This window comes from Achromobacter sp. UMC71 (assembly GCF_014170305.1).
In the GTDB taxonomy this organism is placed as follows: Bacteria; Pseudomonadota; Gammaproteobacteria; order Burkholderiales; family Burkholderiaceae_B; genus Achromobacter.
Genome location: NZ_LZZT01000018.1, coordinates 149,695 through 163,609 on the forward strand (window position 1 = coordinate 149,695; position 13,915 = coordinate 163,609).

At 65.8% G+C, this 13,915-nt stretch carries 15 protein-coding genes; 9 read left to right on the plus strand and 6 right to left on the minus strand.

The annotated features are described in order from the left end of the window. Positions 1-151 precede the first annotated feature (151 nt). The 9 genes from paaA to paaK all read left to right on the plus strand — a co-directional run bounded on the left by paaA (position 152) and on the right by paaK (position 8,326). Complete coding sequence (gene paaA, locus A9974_RS09890; RefSeq protein WP_183003919.1) at positions 152-1,141, plus strand: 1,2-phenylacetyl-CoA epoxidase subunit PaaA; 990 nt, start codon at positions 152-154, stop codon at positions 1,139-1,141. Positions 1,142-1,225: 84 nt separating this feature from the next. Further along, entirely contained in the window at positions 1,226-1,510 is a 285-nt protein-coding gene (gene paaB / locus A9974_RS09895) for a 1,2-phenylacetyl-CoA epoxidase subunit PaaB (RefSeq protein WP_175195307.1), read from the plus strand. A gap of 15 nt (positions 1,511-1,525) precedes the next feature. Then, on the plus strand, positions 1,526-2,290 hold the full coding sequence (paaC, locus tag A9974_RS09900) for a 1,2-phenylacetyl-CoA epoxidase subunit PaaC (RefSeq protein ID WP_183003920.1): 765 nt from the start codon (positions 1,526-1,528) through the stop codon (positions 2,288-2,290). Further along, positions 2,284-2,793: a 1,2-phenylacetyl-CoA epoxidase subunit PaaD gene (gene paaD, locus A9974_RS09905; RefSeq protein WP_220805908.1), complete on the plus strand. Its 510-nt coding sequence runs from the start codon at positions 2,284-2,286 to the stop codon at positions 2,791-2,793. The genes paaC and paaD overlap by 7 nt, the downstream gene beginning before the upstream one ends. A gap of 14 nt (positions 2,794-2,807) precedes the next feature. Further along, positions 2,808-3,896, plus strand: coding sequence for a 1,2-phenylacetyl-CoA epoxidase subunit PaaE (gene paaE, locus A9974_RS09910; protein ID WP_183003922.1), 1,089 nt, complete (start codon positions 2,808-2,810; stop codon positions 3,894-3,896). Positions 3,897-3,968: 72 nt separating this feature from the next. Continuing rightward, the gene (gene paaN, locus A9974_RS09915) at positions 3,969-5,633 is read left to right on the plus strand and encodes a phenylacetic acid degradation protein PaaN (RefSeq protein WP_183003923.1); all 1,665 of its coding nucleotides are present in this window, start codon (positions 3,969-3,971) and stop codon (positions 5,631-5,633) included. Between the two features lie 15 nt (positions 5,634-5,648). Further along, positions 5,649-6,437: a 2-(1,2-epoxy-1,2-dihydrophenyl)acetyl-CoA isomerase PaaG gene (paaG, locus tag A9974_RS09920; protein ID WP_183003924.1), complete on the plus strand. Its 789-nt coding sequence runs from the start codon at positions 5,649-5,651 to the stop codon at positions 6,435-6,437. Continuing rightward, on the plus strand, positions 6,437-6,907 hold the full coding sequence (paaI, locus tag A9974_RS09925; protein WP_183003925.1) for a hydroxyphenylacetyl-CoA thioesterase PaaI: 471 nt from the start codon (positions 6,437-6,439) through the stop codon (positions 6,905-6,907). Before paaG ends, paaI begins: the two co-directional genes overlap by 1 nt. A 102-nt stretch (positions 6,908-7,009) precedes the next feature. Further along, complete coding sequence (gene paaK, locus A9974_RS09930) at positions 7,010-8,326, plus strand: phenylacetate--CoA ligase PaaK (protein ID WP_183003926.1); 1,317 nt, start codon at positions 7,010-7,012, stop codon at positions 8,324-8,326. 123 nt (positions 8,327-8,449) lie between these two features. Here the strand turns inward: paaK and A9974_RS09935 are convergent, their stop codons facing one another. The 6 genes from A9974_RS09935 to kynB all read right to left on the minus strand — a co-directional run bounded on the left by A9974_RS09935 (position 8,450) and on the right by kynB (position 13,888). Continuing rightward, positions 8,450-9,850 (minus strand): MATE family efflux transporter, encoded by a 1,401-nt coding sequence (locus A9974_RS09935; protein WP_183003927.1) that lies wholly within the window; start codon positions 9,848-9,850, stop codon positions 8,450-8,452. Further along, entirely contained in the window at positions 9,847-11,577 is a 1,731-nt protein-coding gene (locus A9974_RS09940; protein WP_183003928.1) for a glycosyltransferase, read from the minus strand. Before A9974_RS09940 ends, A9974_RS09935 begins: the two co-directional genes overlap by 4 nt. 125 nt (positions 11,578-11,702) lie before the next feature. Next, on the minus strand, positions 11,703-11,969 hold the full coding sequence (locus A9974_RS09945) for a type B 50S ribosomal protein L31 (RefSeq protein WP_057284973.1): 267 nt from the start codon (positions 11,967-11,969) through the stop codon (positions 11,703-11,705). 228 nt (positions 11,970-12,197) lie between these two features. Next, positions 12,198-13,046: a tryptophan 2,3-dioxygenase gene (kynA, locus tag A9974_RS09950; RefSeq protein WP_183003929.1), complete on the minus strand. Its 849-nt coding sequence runs from the start codon at positions 13,044-13,046 to the stop codon at positions 12,198-12,200. Continuing rightward, positions 13,043-13,165: a hypothetical protein gene (locus A9974_RS29450; RefSeq protein ID WP_255468113.1), complete on the minus strand. Its 123-nt coding sequence runs from the start codon at positions 13,163-13,165 to the stop codon at positions 13,043-13,045. Before A9974_RS29450 ends, kynA begins: the two co-directional genes overlap by 4 nt. Before the next feature lie 93 nt (positions 13,166-13,258). After that, positions 13,259-13,888 carry an arylformamidase gene (kynB, locus tag A9974_RS09955; protein WP_183003930.1) on the minus strand — a complete coding sequence of 210 codons (630 nt, stop codon included), beginning with the start codon at positions 13,886-13,888 and terminating at the stop codon, positions 13,259-13,261. Positions 13,889-13,915 lie beyond the last annotated feature (27 nt).

The following is a 13,915-nucleotide window of genomic DNA, read 5'->3' on the forward strand; positions in this document are numbered from 1 at the left end:
GTATCGGGATCCTCGATATGATACATAAATCTAATGTGATACAGATTTGAGTTTGACAATGGTTTTTTTGTATTAAATAATCCACCTATGACATGACGGCACTGCGCGGCGTTTGCTTTGCGTTTGCGCAAACCGTCTCAAGGAGACAACCATGTACGCTCAACTCGTCGAAACCGGTGTCAAGCAGGTCAAGACCGCGGACCAGCTCGAAGGCCGGGAACAGACGTTCCAGCGCCGTATCGACGATGGCGTGCGGATCGAGGCCAAGGACTGGATGCCCGACGCCTACCGCAAGACGCTGGTGCGCCAGATCTCGCAGCACGCGCACTCCGAAATCGTCGGCATGCTGCCCGAGGGCAACTGGATCACGCGCGCGCCGTCGCTCAAGCGCAAGGCCATCCTGCTGGCCAAGGTCCAGGACGAAGCCGGCCATGGCCTGTACCTGTACAGCGCCGCCGAAACCCTGGGCGTGTCGCGCGACGACCTGATCGACGATCTGCACGCCGGCCGCGCCAAGTACTCCAGCATCTTCAATTACCCCACGCTCAGCTGGGCCGACATCGGCATGATCGGCTGGCTGGTCGACGGCTCGGCCATCATCAACCAGATCCCGCTGTGCCGTTGTTCCTATGGCCCCTATGCGCGGGCCATGGTGCGCGTCTGTAAGGAAGAGTCCTTCCACCAGCGCCAGGGCTACGACCTGCTGATGCAGATGTGCCTGCACGGCACGCCCGAACAGAAGGCCATGGTGCAGGACTCCCTGAACCGCTGGTGGTGGCCGGCGCTGATGATGTTCGGCCCGTCCGATGCCGACTCGCCCAACAGCGCCCAGTCGATGGCCTGGAAGATCAAGCTCTTCTCCAACGACGAACTGCGCCAGAAGATGGTTGACCAGACCGTGCCCCAGGCCGAGTACCTGGGCTTGACCGTGCCCGATCCGCAACTGAAGTGGAACGCCGAACGCGGCCACTACGACTTCGGCGAGATCGATTGGTCCGAGTTCTATGCGGTGCTCAAGGGCAATGGCCCCTGCAACCGCGAACGCCTGGCCGCGCGCGTCAAGGCGCACGAAGACGGCGCCTGGGTGCGCGACGCGCTGGTCGCCTACGCCGACAAGCAAGCCGAGCGCAAGGCCGCCTGAGTCCGGCTGGGCCCAGCCCGGCATTTCCACCTGACATCTATTCATACCCGGGCGCCGCGCGCCCGGCATTCAAGGATATCCATCATGAGCAAAGACTGGCCTCTGTGGGAAGTGTTCATCCGCAGCCAGCACGGCCTGGCGCACAAGCACGTGGGCAGCCTGCACGCCCCGGACGCGGAAATGGCGATCAATCACGCCCGCGACGTCTACACCCGCCGCAACGAAGGGTTGAGCATCTGGGTCGTGCGCGCCGCCGATATCTCGGCCAGCAGTCCCGGCGACAAGGATCCCCTGTTCGAACCGGCCAACAGCAAGGTCTATCGGCATCCCACGTTTTTCCCGATGCCCGAAGAAATCAAGCACATGTAAGGCGGCGGGGGAGACATGGACAAGACATTCTTTGAATACCTGCTGCGCCTGGGCGACAGCTCGCTGATCCTGTCGCAGCGGCTGGGCGCCTGGACAGGGCACGGTCCCATCCTGGAAGAAGACCTGGCGCTGACCAACACCGCGCTGGACCTGCTGGGCCAGGCCCGCATGTGGCTGACGCTGGCCGGCGAGGTCGAAGGCGCCGGCCGCGACGAAGACGCGCTGGCCTACCTGCGCGACGCCCATCAGTTCCACAATCCGCTGCTGGTCGAACGGCCCAACGGCAACTACGCCGACACCATGGCGCGCCAGTTCCTGTTCGACGTGTGGCACTACTTCCTGTTGCAACGCCTGGCCGAGTCCTCGGACGATCGCGTGGCCGCCATTGCCGCCAAGTCGCTCAAAGAGGTCACCTACCACGTGCGGCGCTCGTCCGACATGGTGGTGCGCCTGGGTGACGGCACAGAAGTCAGCCATGCCCGGATGCAGGCGGCCATCGATGACGCCTGGCGCTTCACCGGCGAACTTTTCGCTGATGACGCGATCGACCAGGACATGGCGGCGCGCGGCATCGGCTGTGAGCTCGCCGCGCTGCGCGAACCCTGGGAACAGCATGTGCGCGAAGTGCTTCAAGAAGCCACGCTGACGGTGCCCGACGCGGCAGCCGCCAACCACCTGGCCTACCGCGGCGGCCGCCAGGGCAAGCACACCGAAGATCTCGGCTACCTGCTGGCCGAAATGCAATTCCTGCCGCGCGCCTATCCGGGAGCCACCTGGTGAACGCGCTGGCGCCCGTTGACGTCGACCAGGTCTACGCCTGGCTGCAGGAGGTCCCCGATCCGGAGATCCCCGTGCTGTCGGTGGTCGACCTGGGCGTGGTGCGGGACGTGTCCTGGGACGGCGAGGCCTGCGTGGTCGTCATCACGCCCACGTACTCCGGCTGCCCGGCGATGCGTGAAATCACCGAGGACATCCGCCAAGTCCTGGCGCGCCACGGCATCGCCGAGGTCCGTGTCGAGACCCGCCTGTCGCCCGCTTGGACCACTGACTGGATGAGCGAAAAGGGGCGCGCCGCGCTCAAGGGCTACGGCATTGCCGCTCCCGCGCAGCAGGCGATTGATATCTCGGGCATCAGCCGGCGCGCCGCCGGCCCGGCCATCGAGTGCCCGCGCTGCGGCTCGCGCGACACGCGCCTGGTCAGCAATTTCGGTTCGACGTCGTGCAAGGCGCTGTACCGCTGCGTCGCCTGCCGCGAGCCCTTCGATTATTTCAAGACTCACTGAGCGTGGTTTCGAGTATGAGCCTGAACCAATTCCATTCCCTGAAGGTGGCCTCGGTGGCGCGCAACACGCGCGACGCGGTGGTCGTGACCTTCGACCTGCCCGAGGCGCTGGCCGAGGAATTCGCCTTTCTGCCCGGGCAGTACCTGACGCTGCGTACGCAGCTTAACGGCGAAGAACTACGCCGTTCGTATTCGATCTGTTCGGCGCCGCGCGACAAGCTTTTGCGCGTGGCCATCAAGAAGGTCGACGAAGGCGCGTTTTCCAGCTGGGCCAATCATGAGCTGCAGCCGGGCCAGACGCTGGAAGTGATGGCGCCGGCCGGCAATTTCACCGTCGATTTCTCGCCGGAAAACGCGCGCCATTACGTGGCGTTCGCGGTCGGCAGCGGCATCACGCCGGTGTTCTCGCTGGTCAAGACCGCGCTGTCGACCGAACCCAACAGCAAATTCACGCTGTTCTTCGGCAACCGGGCCTCGTCGGCCGTGCTGTTCCGCGAAGAGATCGAAGACCTGAAGAACCTGTACATGGAGCGGTTCTCGCTGGTCTACGTGATGAGCCGCGAGACCCAGGACATCGAACTGTTCAACGGCCGCCTGGATGGCGACAAGGTCGATCAGCTGATGTCGGCCTGGATGAGCCCCGAGGATATCGACTACGCTTTTGTCTGTGGTCCGCAGACCATGACCGAAAGCGTGGTAGCGCATCTGCAGGCCCGTGGCATCCCGAAGGCGAACATCAAGTTCGAGCTGTTCGGCGCCCCGAAGGGGCCGCGCGCGCTGCGCACCGGACAGGAAGCCCGCCAGGCCCCCGGCAAAGGGCAGTGCGAAGTGACCGTGGTGCAGGACGGCCACAGCCGCATGTTCGTCATCGACAAGAACAAGGACAGCGTGCTGGATTCGGCGCTGGCGCAAGGCATTGAGCTGCCGTATTCATGCAAGGGCGGGGTGTGCTCCACCTGCCGCTGCAAGGTGGTTGAAGGCGAAGTGGATATGGATGCCAACTTCGCCCTCGAAGATTACGAAGTGGCCCGGGGATTCATCCTGAGCTGCCAGAGCTTTCCGGTCAGCGACCGCCTGGTGATCGACTTCGACCAGGAAACCTGACCGTCGCGAGACAAGTCATCGGATCCGGCCGATGGGGCCGGACAGAGAATAGTCAATATTTGGAGAGACGCAGTGTCCCAGAAATTCTTCGAACGCCACCAAGCCCTGCTGGAGCAAGCTCTGGCCGCCGCCGCCCTGCGCGGCTACTGGAGCCCGTTTGCCGAATCGCCCAGCCCCCGCAATTACGGCGAAACCGCCAACGATGACGGCCGCGCCGCCTTTGAAGCCCTGCAGGGCAAGCCGTTCCCGCTGACGCAGCACGATGCCGATGGCACTGTGGGCGGCGAAAAGTCCCCCTACGGTTTCGACCTGGGCATTACCTATCCCCACGTTCCGGCCGCCAAGCTGGTGGCCGCGTCCAAGCGCGCGCTCGCTGATTGGCGCCGCGCCGGTCCGCAGGCCTGGGTGGGCGTGTCGCTGGAGATCCTGGCGCGCCTGAACAAGCTCAGCTTTGAAATCGCCTACGCGGTGCAGCACACGACCGGGCAGGGCTTCATGATGGCCTTCCAGGCCGGCGGCCCGCACGCGCAAGACCGCGGCTTCGAGGCCGTGGCCTACGCCTGGCAGGAAATGTCGCGCATCCCCGGCGTGGCCATTTGGGAAAAGCCGCAGGGCAAGAACGAGCCGATCCGCATGGAAAAGCATTTCACCGTGGTGCCGCGCGGCGTCGCGCTGGTGATCGGTTGCTCGACCTTCCCGACCTGGAATGGCTACCCTGGCATGTTCGCCAGCCTGGCGACCGGCAACACCGTCATCGTCAAGCCGCACCCGGGCGCGATCCTGCCGCTGGCCATCACCGTGAAGGTGGCGCGCGAAGTGCTGCAGGAAGCGGGCTTCGATCCGGACGTGGTGCTGCTGGCCGCGCATGCCGCCAACGAAGACACCGCCCGCCAACTGGCGCTGGATCCCGCCGTCAAGATCATCGACTTCACCGGCAGCACCGCCAACGGCGACTGGCTCGAGAACAACGCCCGCCAGGCGCTGGTCTACACCGAGAAGGCCGGCGTCAACCAGGTGATCATCGACTCCGCTGCCGATTTGAAGGGCGTGGCGCGCAACCTGGCGTTCTCGCTGGCGCTGTATTCGGGCCAGATGTGCACGGCGCCGCAGAATATCTATGTGCCGCGCGACGGCATCCAGACGCCGGAAGGCCGGGTCAGCTTCGATGAGGTCGCCGCCGCCCTGGGCGCCGCCGTGGACAAGCTCGGCGCCGACGCAGCCAAGGCCGTGGAACTGACGGGCGCGATCCAGAACGAAGGTATTGTCGAGCGCATCGAGAAGGCCCGTGCGCTGGGTCTGCCGGTGGTGGCCGACAGCCGCACGCTGGTCCATCCGCAATTCGAGAACGCGCGTGTGCGCACGCCGCTGGTCTTGCGCACCGAGGCTGGCAACGCCGCCATCAGCCAGGAATGGTTCGGCCCGATCGCCTTCGTGGTGGCCACCGACTCCACCGCCCACAGCATCCAGCTGGCGCGTGACAGCGTGATCCAGCACGGCGCCTTGTCGCTGTCCGCCTACACCACCAGCAACGAAGTGGCCGAGCAGGTGCAAGACGCGGCGGAAGAGTCCGGCGTGTCGCTGTCCCTGAACCTGACGGGCGCGGTGTTCGTGAACCAGACCGCCGCTTTCAGCGACTTTCATGGCACCGGCGCCAACCCGGCGGCCAATGCGGCACTGTCCGACTCGGCCTTCGTCTCGAACCGCTTCCGCGTGGTGCAGACCCGCCGTCACATCTAAGCCACGAGACCGGACATGAGCTATCAAGACATCCAATTCGATCTTGCCAACGGTATTGCACGTTTGACGCTGAACCGCCCGGACAAGCTCAATAGCTTCACGGCCAATATGCACGGCGAAGTGGCCGACGCGCTGACCCGCGTCGAAACGGAAGGCGCGCGCGTGCTGGTGCTGACCGGCGCGGGCCGCGGCTTTTGCGCCGGCCAGGACTTGAGCGAGCGCAAGCCCGCCCCCGACGGCACGCCGCCCGATCTGGGCGAGACCGTCGACAAGTTCTACGCGCCGCTGGTGCGCCGCCTGAACGCCTTGTCCATGCCCGTAGTGGTGGGGGTCAATGGCGTGGCGGCCGGCGCGGGCGCCAATCTGGCGTTTGCCGGCGACATCGTCATCGCCAAGGAATCGGCCAACTTCATCCAGTCGTTCTGCAAGCTGGGCCTGATTCCGGATACCGGCGGCACGTTCGTGCTGCCGCGCCTGGTGGGCCGCGCCCGCGCCATGGGACTGGCGATGCTGGGCGACAAGCTCAGCGCGCGCCAGGCCGAGGCCTGGGGCCTGATCTGGCAATGCGTGGCCGACGACGCGTTCGACGCCACGCTGGAAAACCTGGCGCAGCATTTCTCGCGCGCGCCCACCAAGGGCCTGGCCTTTACCAAGCGCGCCTTGCAGGCCAGCTTGGGCAACGACCTTGCGACCCAACTGGATCTGGAACGCGACATGATGCGCGAGCTGGGCCGCAGCGCCGACTACGCCGAGGGCGTGGCGGCATTCCTGGGCAAACGCGAACCGCAGTTCAAGGGGCAATGATGAGCACGCACGTTCCGCCCGTCGAGGCGCCGACCGATCCCCAGGAACTGGCGCAGGCCGTGGGCACGGTGATGTACGCCGGCGACGCGGCCTCGCAGGGCCTGGACATGAAAGTCGAGGAAATGGCGCCGGGCTATGCCCGCCTGACCATGCGGGTGCGTCCCGACATGCTCAATGGCCACAAGACCTGCCATGGCGGCTTCATCTTCGCCCTGGCCGACAGCGCATTCGCCTTTTCCTGCAATTCGCGCAACGTCAGCACGGTGGCCTCGGGTTGCACCATCGATTACCTGGCGCCCGGCTTCGAGGGCGACCTGCTGACCGCGGTGGCGCAGGAGCGTTCGCTGGCCGGCCGCACCGGCGTGTATGACGTCACCGTGACCAACCAGGAGGGCCGCAATGTTGCGTTGTTCCGCGGCCGTTCCTATCGGATCAAGGGGCAGATCGTCGGCACGCCCGCCGAAGCTTGAACCCGTCGACCCACCCCAGACAAGGCCGCCGGACGAGGCGCGCGCGGACGGAATCCGCGCCGCCCGGACCGGTGTAAAGAGAATTCCAAGAGAGAGATAACCATGTCCAACACCATGAGCAAGCCGGGGCTGGACCCCATCGAGCATGCCAGCCAGGACGAACTGCGGGCCCTGCAGCTTGAGCGCCTAAAGTGGTCGGTCAAGCATGCCTACGACAATGTGCCGCACTACAAGAAGGCCTTCGACGAGGCCGGCGTGCATCCGGACGATCTGAAGCAGCTGTCCGATATTGCCAAGTTCCCGTTCACCACCAAGAAGGAACTGCGCGAGAACTATCCGTTCGGCATGTTCGCGGTGCCGCGCGAGCGCATTTCGCGCATCCATGCGTCCAGCGGCACGACCGGCAAGCCGACCGTAGTGGGCTACACCAAGAACGACCTGGATAACTGGGCCAACCTGGTGGCGCGCTCGATCCGCGCGGCCGGCGGCAAGCCCGGAGACACGGTGCACGTGGCCTACGGCTACGGCCTGTTCACGGGCGGCCTGGGCGCGCATTACGGCGCCGAACGCCTGGGTTGCACCGTCATCCCGATGTCGGGCGGGCAGACCGAAAAGCAGGTGCAGCTGATCAACGATTTCCGTCCGGACATCATCATGGTCACGCCCTCCTATTTCTGCAATATTCTCGAGGAACAGCGCCGCCAGGGAATTGATCCGCGTCAAAGTTCGCTGCGCATCGGCATCTTCGGCGCCGAACCCTGGACCGGGCAGATGCGCGCCGACATCGAAGCCGAAGCCGGCATCGATGCCGTCGACATCTATGGCCTTTCCGAAGTAATGGGGCCGGGCGTGGCCAGCGAGTGCGTCGAGACCAAGGATGGCCCGGTGGTCTGGGAAGACCACTTCTACGCCGAGATTATTAATCCGGACACGGGCGAGCCCGTGGCCGACGGCGAGCCGGGCGAACTGGTGTTCACGTCGCTGACCAAGGAAGCGATGCCGATCATTCGCTACCGCACCCGCGACCTGACTCGCTTGTTGCCGCCCACCGCGCGCAGCATGCGCCGCATCGGCAAGATCACCGGCCGCAGCGACGATATGCTGATCGTGCGCGGCGTGAACATGTTCCCGACGCAAGTCGAGGAACTGGTCCTCAAGATCGCCCAGCTTGCGCCGCATTACCAACTGGTGCTGTCGCGCTCGGGCAATATGGACGAGCTCGAGATCCTGACCGAAGTGCGCGCCGAGTTCTCGACCCTGTCGGACGCGGAACGCGCTGCCCTGGGCAAGCAACTGCAGCACGCGGTCAAGACGCACATCGGCGTCAGCGCCCGCATCCAGGTGTCGGAATCGGGCCATGTCGAACGCACGCTGACCGGCAAGGCCCGCCGCGTGATCGACAAGCGGCCGAAGGGCTAAAGGGGGGCTTGCCCTGAACGCCGCGCTGCGCGTCAGCCGAGGCAGCGGCATAGCGGCACAGGCGGGCTTCTCGCCAAAGAAAAAGACAGCCGGCGGCTGTCTTTTTTGTTGGGCGGTATCCGCCTATCGCGCCACGGCGCGGACGATGTGCCGGTACCAGAAGTGGAGCAGCGCGGCGGACAGCGCCAGGCCGGCCATGGCCATCAGCCACATCGTGCCGGCGCCCTGCGGCGAGCCGGGCACCAGGAAGTTGCGCAGCCCGTCCAAACCGCCGCGCCCGGGACCGAAGCCAAACCACCAGCCGCCGACCAGGCCCACACCGGCCAACGCCACCGTCTGCAGCAGCAGCGGCACCACCGCGACCTTGTAGGCGCGCAGCAGGTATGAGTTGATGCATTGCATGGAATCGAACAGGTGGAACAGCGGCAGCACGGCCAGCAGCGTGGTGGCCACGGCCGCCACCTGGCTGTCGCCGGTGTAGGCCGCCAGGATCAGCGGGCGGCCGGCCAGCAGCACCACCGCGGTCAACAGCGCCCCCATCAGCCCCAACGCCAGGCCGGCCATGCCGGTGCGGTGGGCATGCGCCAGATTACCGGCGCCGATCGCCTGCGCCGTCAAGGCGGCGGTGGCCACGCCCAGGGCCATCGGCATCATGTAGCACAGCGCCGCCAGGTTCGACATGATCTGGTGGCCGCCAGTGACGTACGTGCCTTCGCGGGCCACCAGCAAGGCCATGAAGGTGAAGGCCGACACTTCGACCAGGTACGAGCCGCCCATGGGGATGCCCAGGCGCAGCAGCTCTTTCAGGGTCTTCCAGTCCGGCCGGCCCACGTGCAGGCGGAAGCGCCGGTAATAGCGGTCATGCGTGATCACCCACAGGCCCAGCCCCAGGCTCATCCACGACACCAGGGCCGTGGCCAGCCCGGCGCCGGTCGCGCCCATGGCCGGCAGGCCCAGGCTGCCGTAGATGAACAGCCAATTGAAAAATGCCTTGAAGCCGATGGCGGTCAGGTTGATCGCCATGACCAGCTTGGGGCGCGACACCGATGTGCCCAACGCATAGATGGTGCGGAACACCAGCGCGGCGGGCAGTGCCAGCACCAGCGCGCGCAGGTAGGACGCGATGCGGTCGCGCACGGCGGGGTCGACGTTGCCCGACATGGACAGCCAGGCATCGGGGAACAGCATCAGGATGGCGCCGACCACCGACAGCCCCAAGGCCAGCCAGACGCCCTGGCCCCAACTGCGGCCCACTTCCAGGTTGTTGCCGGCGCCGAAGTGCTGCGCCAGGATGGGGATGAGCGCGTGGACGACGCCCATCAGGCCGACGAAGATGGTGATGTAGATGGAGGCGGACAGCGCCATCGCCGCCAGGTCGCTGGCGCTGGCGTGGCCGGTCATGGCGGTGTCCAGCACGCCGAATGAGATACCAGCCCATTGGCTGATCAGCACCGGCCAAGCCTGCTTGGCGATGCCGCGCAGGGTGGCGCCGAAACTGATCGGCGCCGCTGCGGCAGTGCTCATCGGGTGGGGCCGACGCGCAACAGGCGGAACACCTCTTGGCGATCGGCGCGGCGTCCGCCTTGCCAGAGCACGTCGGCGCTGTCGCTATAGGCGGCGGTGTTGTCGCGCAGGCTCTGGTTGGTCGTTTGCTGCAGCACCAGCGTGCACTTAGAGTCGAACGTGAACGTCAGGTTGTTGAAGATCAGGAACGACGCGCGCTGGCCGCTGCCCAGGCTCAGCCCGCGCACGCATTCGCCGGGGCGGATGTTCTGCGCCACGGCCTGCGCCAATTCGCCGGATACCGTGCGGTAGCTGCGGGCATAGTCGACCGCGGGCTGCCACAGCAGCACCAGCAGGATCCAGGTCACGGTCAGGCCACCCGCCGACAGCACGGTGCCACGCCACAGCGCCTGGGGCTTGACCCGCAGGCGCCAGACCACCAGGGCGATCCAGCCCAGGGTGACAACCAGTGCCAGGGCGAAGGCGAACCAGGAGATCACGGGTTCGTAGCCGGTCGTCTGGCGGCCGATATTGCGCGAAATCTGCGCGGGCCATTGGAAGTGCAGGGCGACCCAGCCCAGCCAGGCGGTGGCGGCCGTCAGTGAAAAACACATTACGGCGAACCAATCCAGCGTGTTCACCACGCCGCGCCGCAGGGTCGGCAGCGAAAACGCGCCCAGCACCGCGCAGGGCACGGCCATCAGCACGTATTCGGAATCGCTGGCTTCATCCAGCGTGAAGAGCGCCAGCGCCGAGCAGATCAGCAGCATCAGCGGCAGCCAGATGTGCGGCGCGTAGATCCAGGCGCGCCAGCGCCAGACCGCCAGCAGCGCCAACGGCCAGGTGGGCCAGAGGTACCAGGGCAGGTCGCGCAGCGTGCGGCCCACGTCGTGCCACGAGGGCACCGCGAACGACGACAGGTTCCAGCTCTTCCAGTTGCGGATCCAGTATTCACTGCTTTGGCTTGCCGGGATCCACCACGCCAGGATCAGCATGGCCGTCACCAGGACGGCCCACGGCAGCCAGCGCTTGCATTTCCACAAGGGGCCGCGCGGATAGAAGGCGAGCAGGGCGGCGATCATGATCGGCAGCGCACCGACCCAGCCGCGCGTCAGGAAGCTGGCGGCCAGCGCGATGCCGAGCGTGGTCGAGCCCGTGACGGGCCGGTCGACGGTGCGGGCCAGTGAATAGAAGGCCAGCGCCTGGCAGGCCATGATGGCCGGGACGACCGTGGTTTCGTGCGTGCGCTGCAGGATGCCGACGGTGGCCAGCAGCAACAGCAATGCCGCGTCCGCCAGCATGCGGCCGTAGTCGCGCGGTTCGGGTTCGCCGCCAAAGGGCAGGGCCAGCGGCTGGGCCTCGGCGCGACGGCCCAGTAGATAGGTGCCATACCAGACGCTCATGGCCGTGATGCCGAACCACAACAGGTTGGGCAGGCGGCCGGCGGTGATGTCGCCGATGAAGGGGCCGAACAGCCAGATGCAGACCGCGCCCACCCAGGTGATCAGCGGGCCTTCCTCGGCATGGGCCAGATGCCCCACCTGCGGCAGCAGCCAGGTGATGCCGCCCTCGCGGATGGCGGTGATCATCGTCGCCAGGCCAACCGCATCGTCCGTTTTCCACGGGTCGCGCATGAACAGGCCAGCGACGACATAGGCCAGGGCCAACCCAAGCAGGATCAGCCTGGGCAGCTTCGCGGTAGCCATCGACGTCAGCCGGGCCGGAGTGGAAATGGAAAGTGGGGACACGGGCGTTAATGTAACCGAGTGGTCGGGAAGCGCCAGCCCCTAGTTGTTAATGAGCAGGGCCAGGGAGGAAAAAAAAGCAGCCCGAAGGCTGCCTTTTTGCTGTGACTCCCGTAGGAGCAACAGGATCAGGAAGCGGACTTGACCGTGCCGGCCGTACGGGCGAAACGGGCGCGGAATTTTTCCACGCGGCCGGTTTCGACGATACGCGTTTGGGCGCCCGTGTAGAACGGGTGCGATTCGGAGGTCACGTCGCACTTGAAGAGCGGGTACGTCTTGCCATCGATTTCGATGTTTTCGCGCGTGTGGACCGTCGAACGGGTGATGAACTTGTTGCCCGTTTGCAGATCGGCGAAGACGACTTCGCGGTATTCGGGGTGAATGCCTTCTTTCATGGTGCGTTCCTAGGACTCGGGGGCGAGTCGTTCAAAAGTTAGGGTCGCCAGCAGGAATCGCGCATGTTGTACGTCATGCGGTACGACACGTACGTCGCGGTTCTTGCCACGTATCCGAAAAGTAACTGCAAATTCTAGCATGGGATCGGCCGCACTGACCAGATGGGCAAGGGCGGGCCCGCCAGCGCCGCCCCCATTTCCAGCGATATGGGGACGGGCTTATGCGGCCTAGAGTTCCGTGCGCAGCTTCCAGATCTCCGGGAACAGCACCACTTCCAGCATGCGCCGCAGGTAATCCACGCCCGAGGTGCCGCCGGTGCCGCGCTTGAAGCCGATGACGCGTTCGACGGTGGTGACGTGGCGGAAACGCCACAAGCGGAAGGCGTCTTCCAGGTCGGTCAGCTTTTCGCCCAGCTGATACAGCTCCCAGTAGCGGTCCGTGTCGCGGTAGACCGTCAGCCAGGCTTGTTCGACGCCATCGGACGCCTGGTAGGGTTGGGTCCAGTCGCGCTCCAGGTGGTCGGCCGGCACGGCGACGCCGTGGCGGGCAAGCAGCCGCAACGATTCGTCGTAGAGCGACGGCGCCTCATACGCTTGGCGCACCTGAGCCAGCAGGTCGGCGCGGTGGGCGTGGGGCTTGAGCATGGCCGCGTTCTTGTTGCCCAGCAGGAATTCGATCTGGCGGTACTGGTAGCTCTGGAAACCGCTGGAGCGCGCCAGGTAAGGGCGCAGGGCGGAATACTCGGGCGGGGTCATCGTCGCCAGCACGTCCCAGGCATGGACCAGCTGTTCCATGATCTTGCTGACGCGGGCCAGCATCTTGAAGGCCGGTTGCAGGCGGTCGGCGGCCACGTTGGCGATGGCGGCGCGCAGCTCGTGCAGCATCAGCTTCATCCAGAGCTCGCTGGTCTGGTGCTGCACGATGAACAGCATTTCATTGTGCTCGGGCGACAGCGGGTGCTGGGCGCCCAGCAGCGCGTCCAGGTGCAGGTAGTCGCCGTAGGTCATGTCGCGCGCGAAATCCAGCTGCGCCTTTTCTTCGCGGACGATGTCTTCGGGGCGGTCCTTGCGGCTCATGCTTGGCCTCCCTGGCAGGGCGGCGCGGCGCGGCGGGCGGAGGCGGGCAGGCGACGCCAGCCGGAGAACGGCAGGCAGGCGCAGGCAAGCGCCATGCGCGGGTCGGAAGGGTTTTTCATGGTCGAGCTTCTTCAGATAGCGGTCGGCCGGTGCAACACGCGGGCGCGATCGTCGCGCCCCGCGGTCCGCACGGCCGTCCGGCAGCCGGTATTTCAGCCCAGTTCGCGCAAGACGGCGCGTACCGGGCTGGCGTCAGCCTGGACCAGAGCCAGCGGCAGTGCGATCAGTTCGTAATCGCCTTCCGGCACGTCATCGAGCACCAGGTTCTCGAGAACCCGCATGTCGTGCCGCAAGATGGTGTGATGGCTGTCCAGGGTCTTGCTGGACGCGGGGTCGATGCTGGGGGTGTCCAACCCGATCAGCATGACGCCGCGCTCGGCCAGCCATTCGATGGTCTGGGGAGCGTACGCCGAAAAATCGTCGGTCCACCATTCCTGGGCAGCGTGCTTGGCGGTGCGCACCAGGATGCGCGGCGGCAGGTTCGCGGCCGCGTGGATCAGGTGGTCGGGGGTGATCAGCGGGCCGCAGTCGATCGCGTGGATGACGCGGCAGGGCCCCAGGAAGGGTTCGAGCGATACCGCGCCGATGGCGGCGGCGCCGTTCTGGTAGTGCAGCGGGGCATCGGCATGCGCGCCCACGTGGGGCGACAGCGTGATTTCACTGACGTTGACCGGGCAGCCGGGCGCGAGCGACCACTTCCATTGCTGGCGGTACGGGGTATCGCCCGGAAACACGGGCGAAGCCGTGGAGACGGGCGGGGAAATATCCCACAAGCGTTTCATGAAAGGCGCAGGGTCGCGAGAGCGGAA

What these genes read in the sequence shown, in the direction of transcription:
- paaA (WP_183003919.1), top strand. Translation starts at nt 152, where the DNA reads ATGTACGCTCAACTCGTCGAAACCGGTGTCAAGCAGGTCAAGACCGCG.
- paaB (WP_175195307.1), top strand. Translation starts at nt 1,226, where the DNA reads ATGAGCAAAGACTGGCCTCTGTGGGAAGTGTTCATCCGCAGCCAGCAC.
- paaC (WP_183003920.1), top strand. Translation starts at nt 1,526, where the DNA reads ATGGACAAGACATTCTTTGAATACCTGCTGCGCCTGGGCGACAGCTCG.
- paaE (WP_183003922.1), top strand. Translation starts at nt 2,808, where the DNA reads ATGAGCCTGAACCAATTCCATTCCCTGAAGGTGGCCTCGGTGGCGCGC.
- paaG (WP_183003924.1), top strand. Translation starts at nt 5,649, where the DNA reads ATGAGCTATCAAGACATCCAATTCGATCTTGCCAACGGTATTGCACGT.
- paaI (WP_183003925.1), top strand. Translation starts at nt 6,437, where the DNA reads ATGAGCACGCACGTTCCGCCCGTCGAGGCGCCGACCGATCCCCAGGAA.
- paaK (WP_183003926.1), top strand. Translation starts at nt 7,010, where the DNA reads ATGTCCAACACCATGAGCAAGCCGGGGCTGGACCCCATCGAGCATGCC.
- A9974_RS09935 (WP_183003927.1), bottom strand. Translation starts at nt 9,850, where the DNA reads ATGAGCACTGCCGCAGCGGCGCCGATCAGTTTCGGCGCCACCCTGCGC.
- A9974_RS09945 (WP_057284973.1), bottom strand. Translation starts at nt 11,969, where the DNA reads ATGAAAGAAGGCATTCACCCCGAATACCGCGAAGTCGTCTTCGCCGAT.
- kynA (WP_183003929.1), bottom strand. Translation starts at nt 13,046, where the DNA reads ATGAGCCGCAAGGACCGCCCCGAAGACATCGTCCGCGAAGAAAAGGCG.
- A9974_RS29450 (WP_255468113.1), bottom strand. Translation starts at nt 13,165, where the DNA reads ATGAAAAACCCTTCCGACCCGCGCATGGCGCTTGCCTGCGCCTGCCTG.
- kynB (WP_183003930.1), bottom strand. Translation starts at nt 13,888, where the DNA reads ATGAAACGCTTGTGGGATATTTCCCCGCCCGTCTCCACGGCTTCGCCC.